General features: G+C 50.5%; 16 protein-coding genes and 1 pseudogene. 7 read left to right on the top strand and 10 right to left on the bottom strand.

What is annotated here, in order from left to right; genetic code table 11:
• Positions 1 to 11 precede the first annotated feature (11 nt).
• The 8 genes from U8U68_RS12910 to U8U68_RS12945 all read right to left on the bottom strand — a co-directional run bounded on the left by U8U68_RS12910 (position 12) and on the right by U8U68_RS12945 (position 6,106).
• Positions 12 to 1,445 (bottom strand): ABC transporter permease, encoded by a 1,434-nt coding sequence (locus U8U68_RS12910; RefSeq protein WP_322201422.1) that lies wholly within the window; start codon positions 1,443 to 1,445, stop codon positions 12 to 14.
• Positions 1,446 to 1,750: 305 nt separating this feature from the next.
• Positions 1,751 to 2,269 (bottom strand): hypothetical protein, encoded by a 519-nt coding sequence (locus tag U8U68_RS12915; RefSeq protein ID WP_322201424.1) that lies wholly within the window; start codon positions 2,267 to 2,269, stop codon positions 1,751 to 1,753.
• A gap of 131 nt (positions 2,270 to 2,400) precedes the next feature.
• Entirely contained in the window at positions 2,401 to 3,849 is a 1,449-nt protein-coding gene (locus U8U68_RS12920; protein ID WP_322201426.1) for a sensor histidine kinase, read from the bottom strand.
• Entirely contained in the window at positions 3,846 to 4,511 is a 666-nt protein-coding gene (locus U8U68_RS12925) for a response regulator transcription factor (protein WP_172544023.1), read from the bottom strand. The genes U8U68_RS12920 and U8U68_RS12925 overlap by 4 nt, the downstream gene beginning before the upstream one ends.
• Positions 4,512 to 4,665: 154 nt before the next feature.
• Positions 4,666 to 4,956: a hypothetical protein gene (locus U8U68_RS12930; RefSeq protein WP_322201429.1), complete on the bottom strand. Its 291-nt coding sequence runs from the start codon at positions 4,954 to 4,956 to the stop codon at positions 4,666 to 4,668.
• Positions 4,907 to 5,443, bottom strand: a complete 537-nt coding sequence (locus U8U68_RS12935) for a hypothetical protein (RefSeq protein WP_322201431.1) — start codon at positions 5,441 to 5,443, stop codon at positions 4,907 to 4,909. The genes U8U68_RS12930 and U8U68_RS12935 overlap by 50 nt, the downstream gene beginning before the upstream one ends.
• Before the next feature lie 72 nt (positions 5,444 to 5,515).
• Positions 5,516 to 5,815: a DUF6017 domain-containing protein gene (locus tag U8U68_RS12940; RefSeq protein WP_496196382.1), complete on the bottom strand. Its 300-nt coding sequence runs from the start codon at positions 5,813 to 5,815 to the stop codon at positions 5,516 to 5,518.
• 45 nt (positions 5,816 to 5,860) lie between these two features.
• Positions 5,861 to 6,106 (bottom strand): hypothetical protein, encoded by a 246-nt coding sequence (locus U8U68_RS12945; protein ID WP_322201433.1) that lies wholly within the window; start codon positions 6,104 to 6,106, stop codon positions 5,861 to 5,863.
• A 56-nt stretch (positions 6,107 to 6,162) separates the two neighbouring features.
• On the opposite strand from U8U68_RS12945, the pseudogene U8U68_RS12950 reads away from it, so the two are divergent.
• Positions 6,163 to 6,360: pseudogene (locus tag U8U68_RS12950) on the top strand (tyrosine-type recombinase/integrase); the annotation flags it as partial.
• Between the two features lie 86 nt (positions 6,361 to 6,446).
• Complete coding sequence (locus U8U68_RS12955; RefSeq protein WP_322201435.1) at positions 6,447 to 6,812, top strand: hypothetical protein; 366 nt, start codon at positions 6,447 to 6,449, stop codon at positions 6,810 to 6,812.
• On the opposite strand, the gene U8U68_RS12960 is transcribed toward U8U68_RS12955, so the two are convergent.
• Both U8U68_RS12960 and U8U68_RS12965 read right to left on the bottom strand, forming a co-directional pair.
• Complete coding sequence (locus U8U68_RS12960) at positions 6,805 to 7,521, bottom strand: GntR family transcriptional regulator (RefSeq protein ID WP_322201437.1); 717 nt, start codon at positions 7,519 to 7,521, stop codon at positions 6,805 to 6,807. The two genes, U8U68_RS12955 and U8U68_RS12960, sit on opposite strands and share 8 nt — an antisense overlap.
• A complete protein-coding gene (locus U8U68_RS12965) occupies positions 7,514 to 8,419 on the bottom strand; it encodes an ROK family protein (RefSeq protein ID WP_322201439.1) in 906 nt (301 codons plus the stop codon). Before U8U68_RS12965 ends, U8U68_RS12960 begins: the two co-directional genes overlap by 8 nt.
• Before the next feature lie 227 nt (positions 8,420 to 8,646).
• On the opposite strand from U8U68_RS12965, the gene U8U68_RS12970 reads away from it, so the two are divergent.
• From U8U68_RS12970 to U8U68_RS12990, 5 genes are all read left to right on the top strand, one after another.
• Positions 8,647 to 10,398, top strand: coding sequence for a class I mannose-6-phosphate isomerase (locus U8U68_RS12970; protein ID WP_322201441.1), 1,752 nt, complete (start codon positions 8,647 to 8,649; stop codon positions 10,396 to 10,398).
• A 10-nt stretch (positions 10,399 to 10,408) separates the two neighbouring features.
• Positions 10,409 to 12,826 (top strand): glycoside hydrolase family 38 N-terminal domain-containing protein, encoded by a 2,418-nt coding sequence (locus U8U68_RS12975; protein WP_322201443.1) that lies wholly within the window; start codon positions 10,409 to 10,411, stop codon positions 12,824 to 12,826.
• A gap of 229 nt (positions 12,827 to 13,055) precedes the next feature.
• The gene (locus U8U68_RS12980) at positions 13,056 to 14,771 is read left to right on the top strand and encodes an extracellular solute-binding protein (RefSeq protein WP_322201445.1); all 1,716 of its coding nucleotides are present in this window, start codon (positions 13,056 to 13,058) and stop codon (positions 14,769 to 14,771) included.
• Between the two features lie 31 nt (positions 14,772 to 14,802).
• Positions 14,803 to 15,699 carry an ABC transporter permease gene (locus U8U68_RS12985; protein ID WP_322201447.1) on the top strand — a complete coding sequence of 299 codons (897 nt, stop codon included), beginning with the start codon at positions 14,803 to 14,805 and terminating at the stop codon, positions 15,697 to 15,699.
• 26 nt (positions 15,700 to 15,725) lie between these two features.
• The gene (locus U8U68_RS12990) at positions 15,726 to 16,616 is read left to right on the top strand and encodes a carbohydrate ABC transporter permease (RefSeq protein WP_322201449.1); all 891 of its coding nucleotides are present in this window, start codon (positions 15,726 to 15,728) and stop codon (positions 16,614 to 16,616) included.
• Positions 16,617 to 17,087: the final 471 nt, after the last annotated feature.

Consider the following 17,087-nt stretch of genomic DNA (forward strand, 5'->3'; position numbering starts at 1 on the left):
GATGTGACCTCCTAATCCATCTTTCCAAGCAGCTCTTTGGGCTTCAAACGGAAAATCGGAATAGAAGCTACCGTTACGGAGGCTATAATCAGCACCCCACCAATACCAAACACCCAAAACAGTGTTTGTGGCACAACTGTGACTGTCAATTCAGTGACAGATGTTGTGTTTGTAGGGATTTCAGGCAACGTATAACCAAAGGAACCATCCTCACCAATCTCCGGTTCTTGTGTAACAGAATTAGTGGTATCGGTGTCCAAGAGAGCATTTCCCATTCCTTGTGCAACTGCTGTACTGGCAAAAAAAGAAAGGCTGAACGCTAATACGGCAACAATAAGAACCTCGGCCAGATGTTGCGTTAAAATCTTTGCCTTACTAATACCAATAGAAAGTAAGATTCCGGTTTCATGAGTACGGCTCTTTGTCCACATGGTCAGAAGCAAAACTAATATGGCAACGCTTATGACTGTAGTAATCACAATAAGCGTCGTAATCAAACCTCCCAGATTGTCCAGCGGCAAAGCTGCAGATTCGTAGGATTTATTTTCTTCGGCCAACGTAAAACAATCCCAATCTATGGAATCCAGATTTCTTACATCTTCCATAATACTGTCCAACTTAGCCGGATCATCTACCTGATAATGAACTTTGTAATAGCCCTCAGATGACCAGGATAACAGTTCTACGCTTGTTTCCACATCCATCAAAACTGTATTTTCCAGCAAATCTCCCGGTGTTGAAAACATGGAAACTTGTTGTGTTATCTTAGAATCAAAGATACCGACAATGGTAACTGTTTCTTGCAATTTTCCAGCTTCTTCATCTCCGCCTGTAATTTGTGGATTCATAGCGATTACAAATTGGTCGCCTAATTTCAGATTGTTTGATTCCGCCAACTCTTTATGGATCAGCACAGCGTTGTGATCCTCGCTGGTAATCTGGCGTCCTTCAATCAACTCAAGGCTGCCACCAGTAAACATATCGGCTTCCGCTGTATTGGTGTAGCCATAAATATTTGCCTGTTTACTCAGTACCGGCTCATTGGCAAACATACTTCCTTCAATACTCTTTAACTTCAAATACTCGCCATCCATCGTTTTCAGATTTGCGGGGCCAATATTCTCTGCATTATATCCGCTTACGCCGGGAACCTCTGCCACTTTATCCGCAATTTCTTTTGTCAGGGATTCTCCCACATACGCCATCGCATAGGAACCGTTCCCAAGATCACGGCGTTCATATTTGCTCTGGTCGCTGTGATCTTCTTTCATGACAAATCCACCGCCTAAAGACTGACGCACATTTGCAGCCGCCTGGTCAGCGGCCTTGCGAATAGATACCCCGGAAATTACAAGTGTACCTACGACTAAGAAAATCATAAACAGCAAGAGCGTCTTGCTCCATTTTCGGACAAGATACAAAATTGTCCTTTTTCCCACATTCATAGAAGTGCCTCCTTTGCTTTGTTTTTCAGTATTTTAGCAGGCATATTTCTCATGGGTATGGAACATAGTTGTCATGGAGTTGTCAAAACACTGTCTGTATATTGATAAACAGATTTTTCGTTTTCTTGGTCTTTCGGCAAAAAAGGCGGCGGCTCTAAAAAGCCACCGCCAGATCAAATAAGCGTGTCAGTATAGCTGCTGTACGACAGCTTTTTTGCCATCGTGCGGTAGCTAATCACTTATAGCCTGATTGTCTCATGAATATTCAAATCAGGAAATCAAAACACTCCATGGGTCGTTCTATTTTACGTCCAATTATTATAAAAATCATCCATCCATTCTTCGGAATCTAAGCCATCAGAGGGTGAATCCACACTTACATTGCTTATATCGCTTAAGGTGATTTCACACGATCCGCTTGTGCCATCCCCAACAAGTATGATTCTTGCCGTACCTTTCTCCAAATCAATGGATGTATTCTGTGTACCATCATCTTCTAAAAGAGTGGAAATTTCCTTCTCCTCGGAGACAAGCAGCACTTTGAATTTTCCGCTGGACAGATTTGTCGAAAGGGCAAGGGAAATAGAAGCATCTTCTTGGGCATCGAGCATCCAGATGGTATCTTTTCCATTGAACCCTTGAAATTCTCTTTTCAGAGAAGTGTCCGTACTTCCGGTGTCCACACATTTTTGATAGGTATAGCTGTCCTCGTTAGAAAGGATGGAATTGCGGTCATTATATGAGGAATTTCCACAGGCAGATAATACCAATGTAAAAACCAAAGTCAAACAGAATAGTTTAATGATGTTTTTTGTGTATCTCAATGTAATCTCTCCTTATTTTATATTAGAACTTCTGTATAGCGGATAAATACACCATACACCTCCATTTTATCAATGGGTCAACCCTATCTTGTTTAATGAAGTCCTCTTTGTATTGGTACGTTGAGATAACTTCATTTTACGAAGCGGTTATTTGTGGGGCAGTTTATTGTAAATCTCATTCCATGCTCATACGGCATAAAGGAGTAAGGGATTTTGTAAGTATCCAAAAGTTTATGGGTGATATATAATCCAAGGCCATTTCCACCAGTTTCCCTGCTGCGAGAATAATCAGGCCGGTAAAACGCTTCAAACAAATGATTTAGGTCTTTCTCTGAAATCGGGACGCATTCATTTTCTACTATGATCGTGCCTTCTGAACAGATAACAGAGACTTTTCCACCACTGTTTGTATAATTCACAGCATTAGAGATAACATTGGAGATTGCCCGCTTTACAGCTTTGACCGGAATATGAACCACCCCGGCTTTTTCTGTTTCAATATAAAATACAATTCCCTTTGAATCTGCAATCAAGCGGTAGGAATTACAGACCTCATGGAGCAACTCAGAAAGCTGGACTTTCTTGATAGGTTCTTCTGGCTGTCCAGTCAATTTAGAGGCGTCAAGCACCTCTTGGATCATAGAAGAAAGCTGCAGCATTTTTTCTTTGCATACAGGGAGATAAGTATCTGTATCTTCAAATTTCCCCACACCTAAGATCATGCTGTCCAGCATAGTGCAAACTGCCGATACAGGCGTTTTCAACTCATGCGAAGCAGCTCGCATGAAGTCTATTTTTGATTGCTCCACTTCGCTAACATGGGCGATTTCTGCGTGCAGATGATCTATTGATGTCAAAAGTTCCTTATAAAGTGCGTTGATATTTTGAGATAACTGTCCGATCTCATCCTTTGTGCGAATTTCACAGACAGCATTTCTCTTTAATAACCTCATTTGCTCTGTAGTTTCTGATATTTTCTTGATTGGTGTAGAAAGCCGTCTGGAATACAAAAACGCCACAATAGCAGAAATAATAAAGCAAATCAACAAGTTAATAGGAAGGATCTCAAGAACAATGCCTTTTGTTTCATTTACCGGCTGCAATGTAACAAGAATAAGCAACGTACAATCTTCGTTATCTGCATTTTGAAACGTAAATTCCCGCTTTACAAATTGTGCTGTTAAGTAGTGAGCCAGGCCATCAATCCCTTGTTCAGCGCCCGTAACATTAGACTGAGCATCATTCGCTTGATCTCCGGGAGAGGCTTGAAAAGAATAATCTTTCCCGTTTCCATTCAGGGCATCTTCAATATAAAAAGAACCATAGACATACTGTTTATCTCCGCAGGTCAAGTTCACAAATGCCTTATTCTTAGCATACCGCTCCAAAACCTTATCTTCCGATAATTCTGAGGATTGTTGAAGCTGCTGTATTATTTCCTCCCCTATGCTTTCCGCAAGACTTTCTTTTTGGTTTGTATAAAAAGCAGGTATCAGAAAATACATCAACCCATGCCCAATTAACGTAATGATAATCATGAACGTAAGGGTATAACAAAAAGTTTTTGGAAATAGTTTCATCGCACAGCCTCAAATTTATAGCCGATTCCCTTTACTGTTACAATACAGTCCAATCCTAACTTTTTACGAAGTCTGCCGATATATGTGTCAATCGTCCTATCATTCAATGGAACATCTGTCCCCCAAATAGAATCGAGAATTTGATCTCTAGTCAACACAACTCCTGTATGATCCACCAGAATTTTCAGCAACTGCACTTCTTTGGGTGAAATATCAATCAGCTTTCCTGCCTTTTCTGCTGAAAAGCCGGAGAAGTCCACTATAATATCTTTATAACTCCAAATATTTGCTGGTTCCGTTTTTCCAATACGCCGAAGAAGCGCCGTAATCCTTTTTCCCAGTAAAACGATGGAAAACGGTTTCGTTACATAATCATCTGCCAGATTGTCAAAACTCATAATCTGTGTATCCATGTCGTCCATCGCTGTGAGCATAAGAATTGGTATGCTGCTTGCCTGACGAATCTTTTTCAAAACATTCAGACCGTTTATTTGGGGAAGCATGATGTCCAAAACAACCAGGTCTATCTCTTTGCTATTGAACAACTCTAAAGCCTGTTCTCCATCGTATGCTGAAAACACGATGTGGCCCATATCCTGCAAATACTCACAAACAGATTCGTTTGTCAGGACATCATCTTCTACTATCAATAAGTTTGCCATTTCATCACCCTTTTTTATTTAGATATTAGCATTCCAATGTGTCATGTATATGAATTTTCCATGGATAACGAGAAACTTTGTCAAGTAAGGCAGTAGACTCCACACAGACACGCCAATAAGTATATCAAATTTTCTGAATAATTTCCATATATGCTTATGAATGTTCTTTTTCCTGTGTCCTTTCCGCAGACGGTCCCAGCAGATAGTCAATATTGGCCTTCACATTCTGCAGCTCCCGCATTTCTTCCCGTACCTGCTTATATTCCGCATAGGCTTTTCTCTTGGCCTCCAGCACTTCGGCATATTCTTCCCGCAGAGTCTTTACGGTAGGCAGCTTCTCCACTCCCAGGCTGTCAAAATATTTCTTCGCTGCCTGGTGGATCAGGATGTCAGCCTCATGCTCGGCCCGGAATTTTTTTGCTGTAACCGGCTTTTCGATACGCAATGTAGACAGATCTCGTCTTAGAGTAATTGACGATCTGTTTCTGCAATTCTCCATTTTGAGATAAACGGCTTTCCATATCCTTGATCTGCGTGGAAAGCTCATTAAACCGGGAAGTCGTAGCCTGGGCCTTTGCTTGAAGGTCCTCATAGCTCATATCCCCATGCTCTTTCAGGTAAGCCACAGCTTTCGCAAGCTGCTTCACATTGAACACTTTGGCACAACGCTCATAACCGGCACCTTTACCGGCCCGCATTGCGGCGTCAATATCAATCAGCATCCTCACCGAAGAATTGGACCGTTTGGGCTGAACAGAGGGAATATAGGTTCCGGCGATCCTTTCCCGTATTGCCTGTTCAGTATAATCTCCTTTTCCCATCCATGTGCCATAATGGTCCCGGCTGGGTTTCGGATTCTCTACAATGGAAAGCCCATGCTCCAGGCACAGCTCCCTCGCTGCCTGAATCTGCTCTTTGCTTACGCCGGGCATAGTGCCGGCACAGAATTTCTTTTCATCGTGCCCCGCCTCCTTTCTGTGATGAAAAAAGACACCCGAAGGCGCCTAACAGCCGTATAGGTCGTGATTGACCTCGGCACGGTAATAACTGTCCATTGTTGCCGGGGCATTATACAGCGCTGCCAGCAGGTATGCCTTGACATTTCCGACTTTTGTGGTGTTCTTGTCAATGCAGTCAAAGACATACTCCAGGTGGCCGGAATTGATCTTCAGGAAACGGCCCTTTACCACCTCCCTGGGAAAATCATCCCCGGCAATACGGATATATGGACGCTTGGACAAAACCACTTCAATCATAAGCTCCATAGTCTCGTCTAAGCGTTCTTTCCCATAACGGGAAACCATACAGTCATGTGGAGCTCGTTCAGGACTTTGTATTGATAGTCGCCCTCAACCTGAAAACAGCAGCCGTTTTTCCATTTCGTTTAATTCCATGTGGATCTCCTTTCTCTTGAAAATGGGTATAAAAAAAGGGCGCCCACCTATAAAAGTGAAACGCCCACGGCAACCAGCGGTCAGGCGATACACCGGACCGCTGGCACTATTAAATTTTGTCGTTAATGAAACAGCCTCCTTTTTTCGATATTTTTCTCGCCATGTTTCAACTTGGAAAAGGAATTGAATAAATGACGGCAAACGCTCAAACCCCTTGAAAATAAAGGCTTTTTCCGTTTGTCGTTATTATACCGTAACGGCACACGTTTTCGACCCTGGCACTCCAAAATGGAGTAGACATCAAAACGGTGTCGGGTATGCTGGGCCACTACAGTGCAGGGTTCACCCTGGACACCTACGCCCACGTCACCACCGCCGCGCAAAAAGAAGCAGCCAAGACGATGGGCAACCTCCTGGGGAGTAGTATCCGGTCGTTTCCGCTCCTATCCCCGTGATGGGTAGGAGAAACCGCAAGCGGTTTCTCCCGGAGTTTTTTGATTCTGCTGTCGCAGACCCCCGAAACGTCCGAGCGGGTTCTGGTATGGGTCAGTGGGTCAACGAAGGGAAAACGAAAAAAGAAATCTCCGGAAACCCTAAAGTTTCCGGGGATTTTCGGTTGCGGGGGCAGGATTCGAACCTGCGGCCTTCGGGTTATGGCTGTGGTGATTCGATTTTTTCCAGCAGCTTCCAGGCATTTCCGGCCCTTTTTGCTCGATTCTTCCGGCCAAAACCCGAAAGTCTGGCACTATATGCTTCCCTGAGCTTTTCCGGTTCTGGGTCAGAAAGTGGGTTGGGCGCTGAGAAAGCGAAAGGCCGAAAACGGAAGCGTCCGCAAAATCTGCGTTGCAAAAAAAGAAAGAGTCAAGCGATATTCATCCATTTCAATTTGAGCGGAGAGCCTATTTGACAATCTCCACGATGAATTGATTACGGTCCGCCGGATAGAAATTTTCAGAGTATTCAATGGGCCGCTCCGCGCTGTCATAGCCTGTGGAGGAGATGTAGTGGCAGGGGGAATTATCCGGCAACCCAAACAGAGAGGCCGTCTTTCCATAGAGCATCCGCACCTCCAGAAAGCGCCGGACCTTGTTGACATAAACGCCGTTTTCCTCCAACACATCGTAGAAGGAGCGCTGCTCAAAATCGAACTGCAGCGCTGTGGGAACCAGGGAGTGGGGGAAATAGACGGTGGTCAATATCATGGGCTTTGCTGTGTCGGCATCCTTGATAAAGCGCAGGCGGCGCAGCTTGATGACCCGTTCCTCCTCTGTAATAGACAGGCAGCTTTGAATGTGTTCGCTGGGGTAGATCATGCTTAGCTCCAGGACCTTTGTCAGGGGAGAGAACCCTTTTTTCTCCATCTCCTGGTTATAGCTCTCAATAAATTTTGTATATTCCTGCAATACCTTTGGCTTTGTTACAAAGCTGCCCCGGCCCCGTACTCTGGTTAGATAGCCCTCGTTCACAAGGTCGTTCAGGGCGTGGCGCACCGTGGGGCGGCTGACGCTGAACTGCTCGCTAAGGTCCATTTCCTTGGGAATCAGGTCTCCCTCCAAAAACTCCCCGTTCTGGATTTTTTCCAGAATGTATTGATAGACTTTGGAATAATTATGCATGATTTTCGCCCTCCTCGGCAGACCGAAACAGCAGCGGCACCGCGCGCATGGCAGAAGCGGAGGAGTCTGCTGAGACGCGCAGGGCTGTCCCCAGGCGTTTTAGGGTCCGTTCCAGTCCTTCGCAGAACAGGGCGCTGCTCTTTGCCACCTGACCGCCTATCACCAGGCATTCCGCGCCAAAACACTCTGAAATAGGTGGGATCACTTCTTCCAGCCGGGCGCCGAATTCGGCAAAGATTTTCCTGGCCTGGGGGTCCCCCTGCCGGGCCAGATCCGCGGCCTCTCTGACCGTGATATCCGGGTGAAAAAGGCCGCTCTCCCGCAGCATACGGGCCAGCCCTGTGGCAGAAAGGTACTGGTCCACAGTGCCGCCCTGGTATGGCAGGGAATAGACCCAACCGTTCTCAGGCACCCGGGGACCGGACTTCACCAGCCGGCCCTTTTCCACAAAGCCAGACCCGAGCCCTGTGCCAATACAGATCATCATGGACCGGTCAAATCCTCTGCCCTGGCCAAAAGCGGCTTCTCCCAGGCAGAACAGGTCCGCGTCGTTCTGAAAGGCAAAGCGCTCTCCGGCCAACCCGCAGATTTTGGCCAGCCGCGACCGCAGGTCCAGGCCGTAGATGGAGTCATACTTTCCGATGCCCCGCAGCAGGCTGATTCCTCTCGCATAGTCGAAGGGGCCCGGAAAAGCCAGCCCCACCCCGGCAAGAGTATGTCCCTGCGCGGTGAGCTCTGCCTGCCTGGCCGCGATAATTCCAGCCAGATTGCCGACAATGGTTTCTGCGTCCTCACGGGCCAGGGCAGCGTCCCTGGAAATGGACGAGAGACGGCCCTCTGCCAGTATGGCGGATTTGATCTGTGTACCTCCCACATCAAGAGCAATGAAGGCGTTCATAGGGAACCTCCGGGTAACTGAATTTTCTATCATTATAAAGTGCTTTCCGACAAATGTCAATATGTAAACACAAAGAAGTGCTTTTTGAAAAGGCACTTCCTTTTTTTCGCCAGATTGGCGCAGGTGTGAAGAAGTCATGTTAGATATTTTTTGGGATGCCTTGACATTTGTAATTACATATGCTAGACTGATAGCACCGTATAGAATGAGCATAACGGAGGGAGCACATGAATCAACACGGTTATCAGAATTATGACAAATGGCCTGAAAAGCGCTTGGAGGTTGTCTCTGGGGACGCGGTCAGTGGTTATGGAGCCATTTGTGAACGGATAAGGCAGGCGGCTGCGGGCCGCGGCCGCACCGTAATTGCGGTGGATTGCTACCCGGGTGTGGACCTTTTGGAAATAGAGGAGGGACTGCGAGGGCTGAACACTGCCGGCGTCTTTCTCAGCGACGCGGTTTTTGTGCCAGACAGCGAATATCAGCGCCGCAGCGCAGAATACCTGACAGACGACCGGGTGTTTGGAGTGATGACCTGCAAACGCCTGGAAGACTTTGTGGACCCGACCGCCATGAACAAAATGCGGGAGGCCGTTCAGGGGGTGGAGCAGGGGATTCTGCTTATTCTGGGCGTTGGCGCGTCGTTGGTCTGCCAGCCGGATATTCTGGTCTATGCGGACCTGGCCCGCTGGGAGATCCAGACTCGCATGAAAAGGGGCATGGGCAACTGGAAGGCCCACAATGAGGGAGAAAGCTTTACAAAGAAATTCAAGCAGGGCTTCTTTCTTGAGTGGCGGCTGGCGGACCGGCACAAAAAGCCCCTGCTGTCCACGCTGGACTTTCTACTGGATACCAACATCCCGGGAGAGCCCAGGATGGTTCGGGGGGAGTGCTTCCGCCAGGCCTTAAAGAAGCTCGCCAGCGAGCCTTTCCGGCTGGTCCCCTACTTTGACCCAGGGGTATGGGGGGGCCAGTGGATGAAGGAGGTCTGCGGCCTAGACCGGGAGCAGCCCAACTTTGCCTGGAGCTTTGACGGCGTTCCGGAGGAGAACAGCCTCTATGTCCGCTTCGGGGACCTGCGGGTGGAGTTTCCGGCCATGGACCTGGTGCTGTACCAGCCCATCGGTCTGTTGGGGGACAGGGTGCACGCCCGCTTTGGTGCGGAGTTCCCTATCCGGTTCGACTTTCTGGACACCATGGGCGGGCAGAATCTCTCCTTGCAGGTGCATCCTCTGACAGAGTACATCCAGCAGACCTTTGGCATGCATTACACCCAGGACGAGAGCTACTATATTCTGGATGCGGAGCCCGGGGCGCAGGTATACCTGGGGCTCAGGGAGGGCGTTGACCGGGAGGAAATGGTCCGGGAGCTCTATCGGGCCCAAGAGGAGGGGGGCAGCTTTCCGGCGGAGAAATATGTGAATACATTCCCCGCCCAAAAGCATGACCACTTCCTCATTCCCGCGGGTACTGTGCACTGCTCGGGCAAAGGGGCCATGGTTCTGGAAATCAGCGCAACGCCATATATCTTCACCTTTAAGCTGTGGGACTGGGACCGTCTGGGCCTGGACGGCAGACCCAGGCCCATCCACATTGGACATGGGGCAAAGAACATCGTTTGGGAGCGCACCACTCCCTGGGTGCGGGAGAACCTGATCAACCGCTTTCAATCCCTTCCCGCGCCGGAAGGAGTCAGCGCCCAGGTTACCGGCCTGCACCAGCGGGAGTTTATCCAAACAGAGCGCTATACCTCGGCGGGGCCGGTGCTTCATGAAACCAGGCACAGCGTCAACGTGTTGAACCTGGTGGAGGGGGCGGAGGCTGTTGTGGAAAGCCCAGAGGGGGCGTTTGCACCCTTTGTGGTACACTATGCGGAGACCTTCATGATCCCAGAACAGGTAAAGCGCTACAGGATCCGGCCATTTGGCAGGGCAGAGGGCCAGGCGGTAACAGTTGTCAAGGCATATGTTAGAACATAAGGAGGACGTTATGAAAGCGCCAGACAAAAAATGGACCATCTATGTGATACATCACAGCCATACGGACATCGGCTATACAGACGCCCAGGAGGAGATGGAGTTCCACCATGTCCAGTTCATACGCCAAGTGCTGGATATTCTCTGCCAGGAGGACAAGGGCAAAAGGGAGTGGAGCGGCTTCAAGTGGAACTGTGAGAGCGCCTGGTGTGTAGAGCGCTTTTTAGCGGACGCCCTGCCCGAGGAGAGGGAGCGCTTTTTCCAATATGTGAAGGCAGGGCGCATTGGTGTTTCCGGCAGCTACCTCAACTTGACCGAGTTGGCAAGCAGCCGGGTGCTGGGACAGAACCTTCAAAAGATACAAAGACTGATGGGGGAGAACGGCGTAAAGCTCCGCTCGGCTATGACGGCGGACATCAACGGCTACAGTTGGGGCTTTGCCGACGCGCTCCTGGACGCCGGGGTGGAGAGCCTGCTCTGCTGCCTGCACACCCACCATGGGTATCATCCCACCTTTCAAAAGCAGAACCCCTTTTGGTGGAGGGCCCCCTCAGGCAGAAAGCTGCTGGTCTGGAATGGAGAGCACTATCTTCTGGGCAACGAGCTGGGCCTGGCCCAGGAGTCTGAGTTCCAGTACACCATACAGGATGGGATGCCCGAAATGCGGGACCGCTTCCGCAAGGCGGAGCTGCGGCTGTATTCGTATATAAAAACCATGGAGGAGCAGGGCTATCCCTATGACTTTGTCCCGGTGACAGTCTCTGGCATGATGACCGACAACGCCCCGCCCAGCGTGAAGGTGATACGCTTTATCCACCAGTTCAATGAGAAGCACGAAGCGGAAATTCAGCTGAAGATGGTGACCCTCCAGGAGTTTTTTGATGCGGTAAAGAACCGGCTGGGTGATATCCCCACTTATTCCGGGGACTGGACCGACTGGTGGGCAGACGGGGTAGGCTCTACCCCCAATATTGTGGCCCACTACCGGGAGGCCAGCCGGCTATATGACATGGTCTGCGCCCTAGACCCGGACTGCGCTGTTGTTACAAAGGAGGAGAGAGAGGCCATTAGCTACAACCTGATTTTCTATGCTGAACACACCTGGGGTTATTCCTCCTCCATTACAGAGCCGTGGCACCCGAACGTGAACTATTTGGACCTGCGTAAGGCGCTTTTCGCCCAAAAGGCCAATGAGCTGGCCCATAAGGCTATGGATAAAATCGAGGAGTCAAAAGGCAAAACCGCTCTGTCCCTTTACCATGACTACCGCTTTAAGCTTATCAATCCCCACGATGTGCCTATCTGCGATATGTCCAGCATCAACATGGAGGTGCTGTATGGACATAAGCACTTTAGGGTGGTCGACGAGCAGTCTGGCTTGGAAACGCCCTATCAGCTGGGCTTTTATGCCCGGGGGCGGGCATTCCAGATTCTGGCCCAGCTTCAGCCAGGAGAAGAGCGCACCTTCCGGGTGGAGGAGACGGAAGCGCCCCCCTTGGTGTCCAGCGGGCGGTCGGCAGAGAGGGGCCATGACGGAATCTGCGACTTCCAGCGGGTATTTCAGAGACGGCTGGAAAGGGGCTCCTGCGCCACACCCTTCTCTATGGAGAACCATTTCCTCCGCATCCGCTATGAGGAGGGTGAGGGGATCGTCTCCATATACGACAAGCAGAGGGAGATGGAGATGGTCACGCCGGGCATTGGAACAGCGTTTCAGCCTATCTATGAGGTGACCCGGCTGGGGGAGAACCAGCAGCTGGGCCGCCGGGACATGGGACGCAACCGCAAAGCCATTGCCACCCGCCGGAGCTACGGTCGCATGTGTGGAGCAAACGTTTTGGAGGAGGGACCGCTATACTCACGCGTTGCGCTTTCCTATGAGCTGGAGGGCGCCGAAAACTGCGCGCTGATTCTTACTCTCTATCACCACAGCCCCCGCCTGGATGTGGATTTCCAGCTGCACAAGTCCAGCGTGTGGGACCCGGAAAACCTGTACCTGGCCCTGCCCTTCAACGCCCGCACCGGAGAGGATGTTTTGTGGATGGACAAGGCAGGCTGCCTCCTGCGGCCCAGAATAGACCAGATTCCCGGCACCTGCACGGACTTCTATCTGCTGCAAAATGGCGTTGTTGTGAACAAGAAGAACGTCAGTGTGCTGCTGGGAATGCGGGATACGCCTCTTGCGGCCATGGGAGATATCCAGGCTCATCCCATCCGGCTCTGTGGAGAGGAAGGGGTGCGCAATGACGATGCCCTCTATGCTTGGCTCATGAACAACTTCTGGGAGACTAACTTTAAGGCGTCGCTGGGAGGATTCCATCAGTACCGCTTTACATTTGCTCTTTCAGAGGAGAAGGAGCCGGAAGAGCTGTTCCGGCAGCTGCGGGCCATACATGGGGGCGTGACAGCCTTTTACCAGTTTGACTGCTGAATTTATGTATTTACAAATATGACTGCTCTTGGGATCTTTTCAAAAGGCAGAAGGTATGGCTACGCAATTTTTCCATCAAGTCTATATATGATATAGTTTGTCTGAATGATTTCAAAATTTGTTAGCATAAATCCCCTAGAACTGCTTGACTAATGTAATTACATATGCTAGAATGTACTCAATCAAATTGCTCACAAAGAGCACAATTAGGATATGGAGGGAATCTGAAATGAAGAAAAGACTACTTAGTATGCTGCTGGCAGCTTCTCTGCTTTTGTCTTTGGCCGCCTGCGGCGGCCAGGGCCAGAGCAGCTCCAGCGCCCAAAGCAGCGGGACCGGTTCCAGCTCTGCGGCAAGCCAGACAGAAGGCAGCTCCTCAGAGGCGCAGGAAGGAGAGACCGCAGACCCTGGCCACCCCTTGAGCGAGGAGGAAATTTTCGCCCCCTATGAGGAAACGGTGACGCTGAGCATTGCCCGCCAGGCTGTCAACGGCAACAATCTTCCCGATGGGGACGAGTTTGAGACCAACCAGTACATCCAGTGGCTGGAAAAGGAACTGAACATGAAGATCGAGTTCTCTTACCTTGCCACTGACAGCGATTCTTACAACACCCGCATCAACCTGATGACCACTACCGACGACCTGCCCGACGTGGCTTTTGTGAACCGCCAGCAGTATGAGGCAATGGTGGAGGCGGACCTTCTGGCGGATATGACGGATATTATCCCCCAGTATTCCTCCCAGCTGATTCACGACTATTACACCTCCTATGATAACCGGCCCATTGAGTATGCAAAAATAAACGGCAGGGCCTATGCCATTCCCAATGCAAAGCCCCAGGATTCCCAGCCGCTTTTGTGGGTGCGCAAGGACTGGCGCGAGAAGCTGAATCTGGACGTTCCGGAAACCCTGGACGATGTGGTGGCGTTGGCCGACGCCTTTGTAAATCAGGACCCTGACGGCAACGGCCAGAACGACACCGTGGGCCTGATCGCGGACAAATCCCTGAACGGCGTAGGCGGCGGCTTTACCCTGAATGCCATGTTCAATGTATTCGGCTCCTATCCCAGAGCTTTTGTCCGTAACGACGCGGGAGAGATTGTCTACGGCTCTACCCAGCCGGAGACCAAGGAAGCCCTGAAGCTTTTGGCAGATATGTATCAGAAGGGCACCCTTGAAAAGGAGCTGGCCTCCCGGGACTGGAACGCCAACGCGGGGCTGGTCTCCTCTGGCCAAGCGGGAATGTTCTTCTACCCCTGGCACGGCGCCTGGATGGCCAGCGACGCGGTACGGGCCAACCCAGAGGCCGAGTGGGAGATGCTGGCGGCGCCGGTGGGTGAGGACGGCAAGCTGAAAATTGTCTCTCCCGAGCCGGTAAGCCAGTACTTGGTGGTGAGCAAAAAGTGCAAGCACCCCGAGGCGGTCATGAAGCTGCTCTCAAAAGAGTATCAGGGCCTGCGGATGCTGGACGAGGAGGGCGCAAAGATCTACTACGGCCTGGGCGTTTCCTGGGAGAACTGGCCCATTCCCCTTGAGCTAAACTACCGTGACACAGTGTATGAGGACGCCCTCTCCATTAAAGAAGCGGTGGAGACCGGCAGCACCGACAAGCTGAAGCCCAGCATGGTCCCCAATTACGAGAACTATGTCACCTACCTGGAAGAGGGCGCCGGCGCTATGGACACCTATGGCAACGCCATCGCGTTTGTCATCTCTGCCGAGGCAACGGGAAACCCCGCCTATGAGATGATTGAGGAGGCCTACTATGGCATGACCGACACCAAGTCCATGAAGTTCTCTAACCTGACCAAGATGGAGGACGAGACCTTCCTGAAGATCATCACCGGCGACCAGCCCGTGGACGCTTTCGATGAGTTTGTGGAGAAGTGGAATAAAGAGGGTGGCCAGGAGATTCTGTCCGAGATGGAGGAGCTGGCCCAGTAATCAATCATCCCTGGGGTAAGAAGGTGAGACCATGTACTACAAGAAGAATCAGAAGTATTACCACTCTATGCTGCTGCCCGGAATGATTCTTTTGCTTCTGTTCGCATTTATTCCCATGGTTGGGATTATAATAGCGTTTCAAAAGTTTATCCCCACCAAAGGGATCTTTGGGTCAAAATTCGTGGGTCTATACAACTTTGAGTATATGTTCAGCATGTCCTCCAGCTGGCAGATGTTTGAGAACACTCTGGTCATCGCGGTGTCCAAAATCATCATCGGCCTGATCGTGCCCATTATCGTAGCCCTGCTTTTGAACGAGGTGCGCCATGCCCGCTTTAAAAAGGGCGTTCAGACCATCATCTATCTGCCTTACTTTATTTCCTGGGTGGTGCTGGGGGCGATCTTTTCCAATATCTTCTCTGGAAACGGCGCGGTGAATACGGTTCTGCAGGCTCTGGGAATCACCGACGAGTCCATCCTGTTCATGCAGAGCAACCAGTGGTTTCGTTCCATCATCGTGTGGACGGATGTGTGGAAGATGTTCGGCTATAATACGATCATCTATATATCCGCCCTGGCCGCCATCGACCCGGCCCAGTATGAGAGCGCGGCCATCGACGGGGCCAACCGCTGGGACATGGCGCTGCGGATCTCTCTGCCGTCTGTCAAGTCTACCATCGTCCTATTGGCGACGCTGAGCCTTGGAAATGTGCTGAACGCCGGATTTGAACAGATTCTAACCATGTACAATCCTGTGGTGTATGAGACGGCGGATATTATTGACACGGTGGTATACCGCATGGGCCTGCTGGACCAGCAGTATGGCGTGGCCACGGCCATGGGGCTGGTGAAGTCTGTCATCAGCTCAGTGCTGATCGTATGCTCCTACGGGCTGGCAAAGCGCTTTGCCAACTATGAGATTTTCTGACCAGGGGAGAGGAAGGAACTGCGGAAATGGTAACGAATAAAAGCGTTCTAAGCAAGCTGTGCGACATCATCATCTATTTTCTCCTGTCGGTCATCTGCCTGGTCTGCCTTGTGCCGCTGGTAAATACGCTGGCGCTGTCCTTTAGCGCCAGCAGCGCCGCCAACGCGGGAAAGGTGCTGCTTTGGCCAGTGGACCCGACCCTGGCCTCCTATGAGAAGATCATTACTGACTCGGCCTATATCCAGGCCATCGGGGTATCCTGCATGCGGGTTCTGGTGGGGACGGCGGTATCGTTTGTCATCATTGTGACCATGGCCTACCCGCTTTCAAAAAGCGCGAAGACCTTTCGCTTTCGCAATGTCTATATGTGGGCGGTGATCTCCACCATGCTTTTTAGCGGGGGCCTTATCCCACTGTACATGATGGTATACAACCTTAAGCTGATCAACAGCTTCTGGTCTTTGATCCTGCCCTGCGCGGTGCCGGTGTTCAATGTGATTTTGGTGATGAACTACATGAAAGGCCTGCCAAAATCCGTGGAGGAGTCGGCAGAGCTGGACGGAGCAAAGCCCTGGACCATCCTGCTGCGTATCGTAATGCCTATGTGCAAGCCGGTGCTTGCCACAGTGACGCTGTTCACCGCGGTGGGCCACTGGAACCAGTATTTTGACGGTATGATTTACCTGAACTCTCCGGCAAAATGGCCGGTGCAGACCTATATCCAGTCTCTACAGACCAACCTCAGCGAGCTGTCCACTATGACAGACCCTGAGGAGATTGCCAGGCTCCTACAGGTCTCCGGTATCACCTTCAATGCCGCAAAGGTATTTGTGGCCCTGCTGCCGGTGATGATTGTATTCCCCTTTGTGCAGAAATACTTTATCGGGGGAATTGTGCTGGGAGCGGTTAAAGAGTAAAAAAGAGCGCATAAAAAGACCTCCCTGATCCGGCGGTAAGCCGGGGATGGAAGGTCTTTTATATTTACATGGGAGCAGCGTAAGGCGTTAGGTTTATCATAGAAGGGGTTGGCCAAACGGTTTGCATATGGTGTTGAACGTGAACTGAAAATCTGCGTTGTGCAACAAAGAATGCGGCGCTCAAAAATCAGCAGGGCCCAACCATTTTTTCAACGCATCAAATGAGATTTTCCCAGCAGTGGGCTCATCCCGCTTGCTTTTCGCCATAGCGCTCCAGGCATAAAACGCGCCAGGACGTATCTTTGCCCGCCCTGATCCAGTTGAGCCGTTTCTTGTACTCCTGCCGGGACTCCGCTCATCCGAATTCTTTTTCTCCGCCCAGCGCTTTACCGTGCCGGCCTCTCTGCCAGTGTGTCCGTTCTCGTCAACCGTCAGATTGCAAAACGCCGCCGTGTTGCGCTGGGGAATCGC

It is taken from the genome of Acutalibacter intestini (assembly GCF_034334985.1).
Taxonomy (GTDB): Bacteria; Bacillota; Clostridia; order Oscillospirales; family Acutalibacteraceae; genus Acutalibacter; species Acutalibacter intestini.

Coding starts and splice junctions, on each gene's coding strand:
- U8U68_RS12910 (WP_322201422.1), bottom strand. CDS start 1,445: ATGAATGTGGGAAAAAGGACAATTTTGTATCTTGTCCGAAAATGGAGC.
- U8U68_RS12920 (WP_322201426.1), bottom strand. CDS start 3,849: ATGAAACTATTTCCAAAAACTTTTTGTTATACCCTTACGTTCATGATT.
- U8U68_RS12925 (WP_172544023.1), bottom strand. CDS start 4,511: ATGGCAAACTTATTGATAGTAGAAGATGATGTCCTGACAAACGAATCT.
- U8U68_RS12935 (WP_322201431.1), bottom strand. CDS start 5,443: ATGCCCGGCGTAAGCAAAGAGCAGATTCAGGCAGCGAGGGAGCTGTGC.
- U8U68_RS12940 (WP_496196382.1), bottom strand. CDS start 5,815: ATGGTTTCCCGTTATGGGAAAGAACGCTTAGACGAGACTATGGAGCTT.
- U8U68_RS12955 (WP_322201435.1), top strand. CDS start 6,447: ATGGGTCAGTGGGTCAACGAAGGGAAAACGAAAAAAGAAATCTCCGGA.
- U8U68_RS12960 (WP_322201437.1), bottom strand. CDS start 7,521: ATGCATAATTATTCCAAAGTCTATCAATACATTCTGGAAAAAATCCAG.
- U8U68_RS12965 (WP_322201439.1), bottom strand. CDS start 8,419: ATGAACGCCTTCATTGCTCTTGATGTGGGAGGTACACAGATCAAATCC.
- U8U68_RS12970 (WP_322201441.1), top strand. CDS start 8,647: ATGAATCAACACGGTTATCAGAATTATGACAAATGGCCTGAAAAGCGC.
- U8U68_RS12975 (WP_322201443.1), top strand. CDS start 10,409: ATGAAAGCGCCAGACAAAAAATGGACCATCTATGTGATACATCACAGC.
- U8U68_RS12980 (WP_322201445.1), top strand. CDS start 13,056: ATGAAGAAAAGACTACTTAGTATGCTGCTGGCAGCTTCTCTGCTTTTG.
- U8U68_RS12985 (WP_322201447.1), top strand. CDS start 14,803: ATGTACTACAAGAAGAATCAGAAGTATTACCACTCTATGCTGCTGCCC.
- U8U68_RS12990 (WP_322201449.1), top strand. CDS start 15,726: ATGGTAACGAATAAAAGCGTTCTAAGCAAGCTGTGCGACATCATCATC.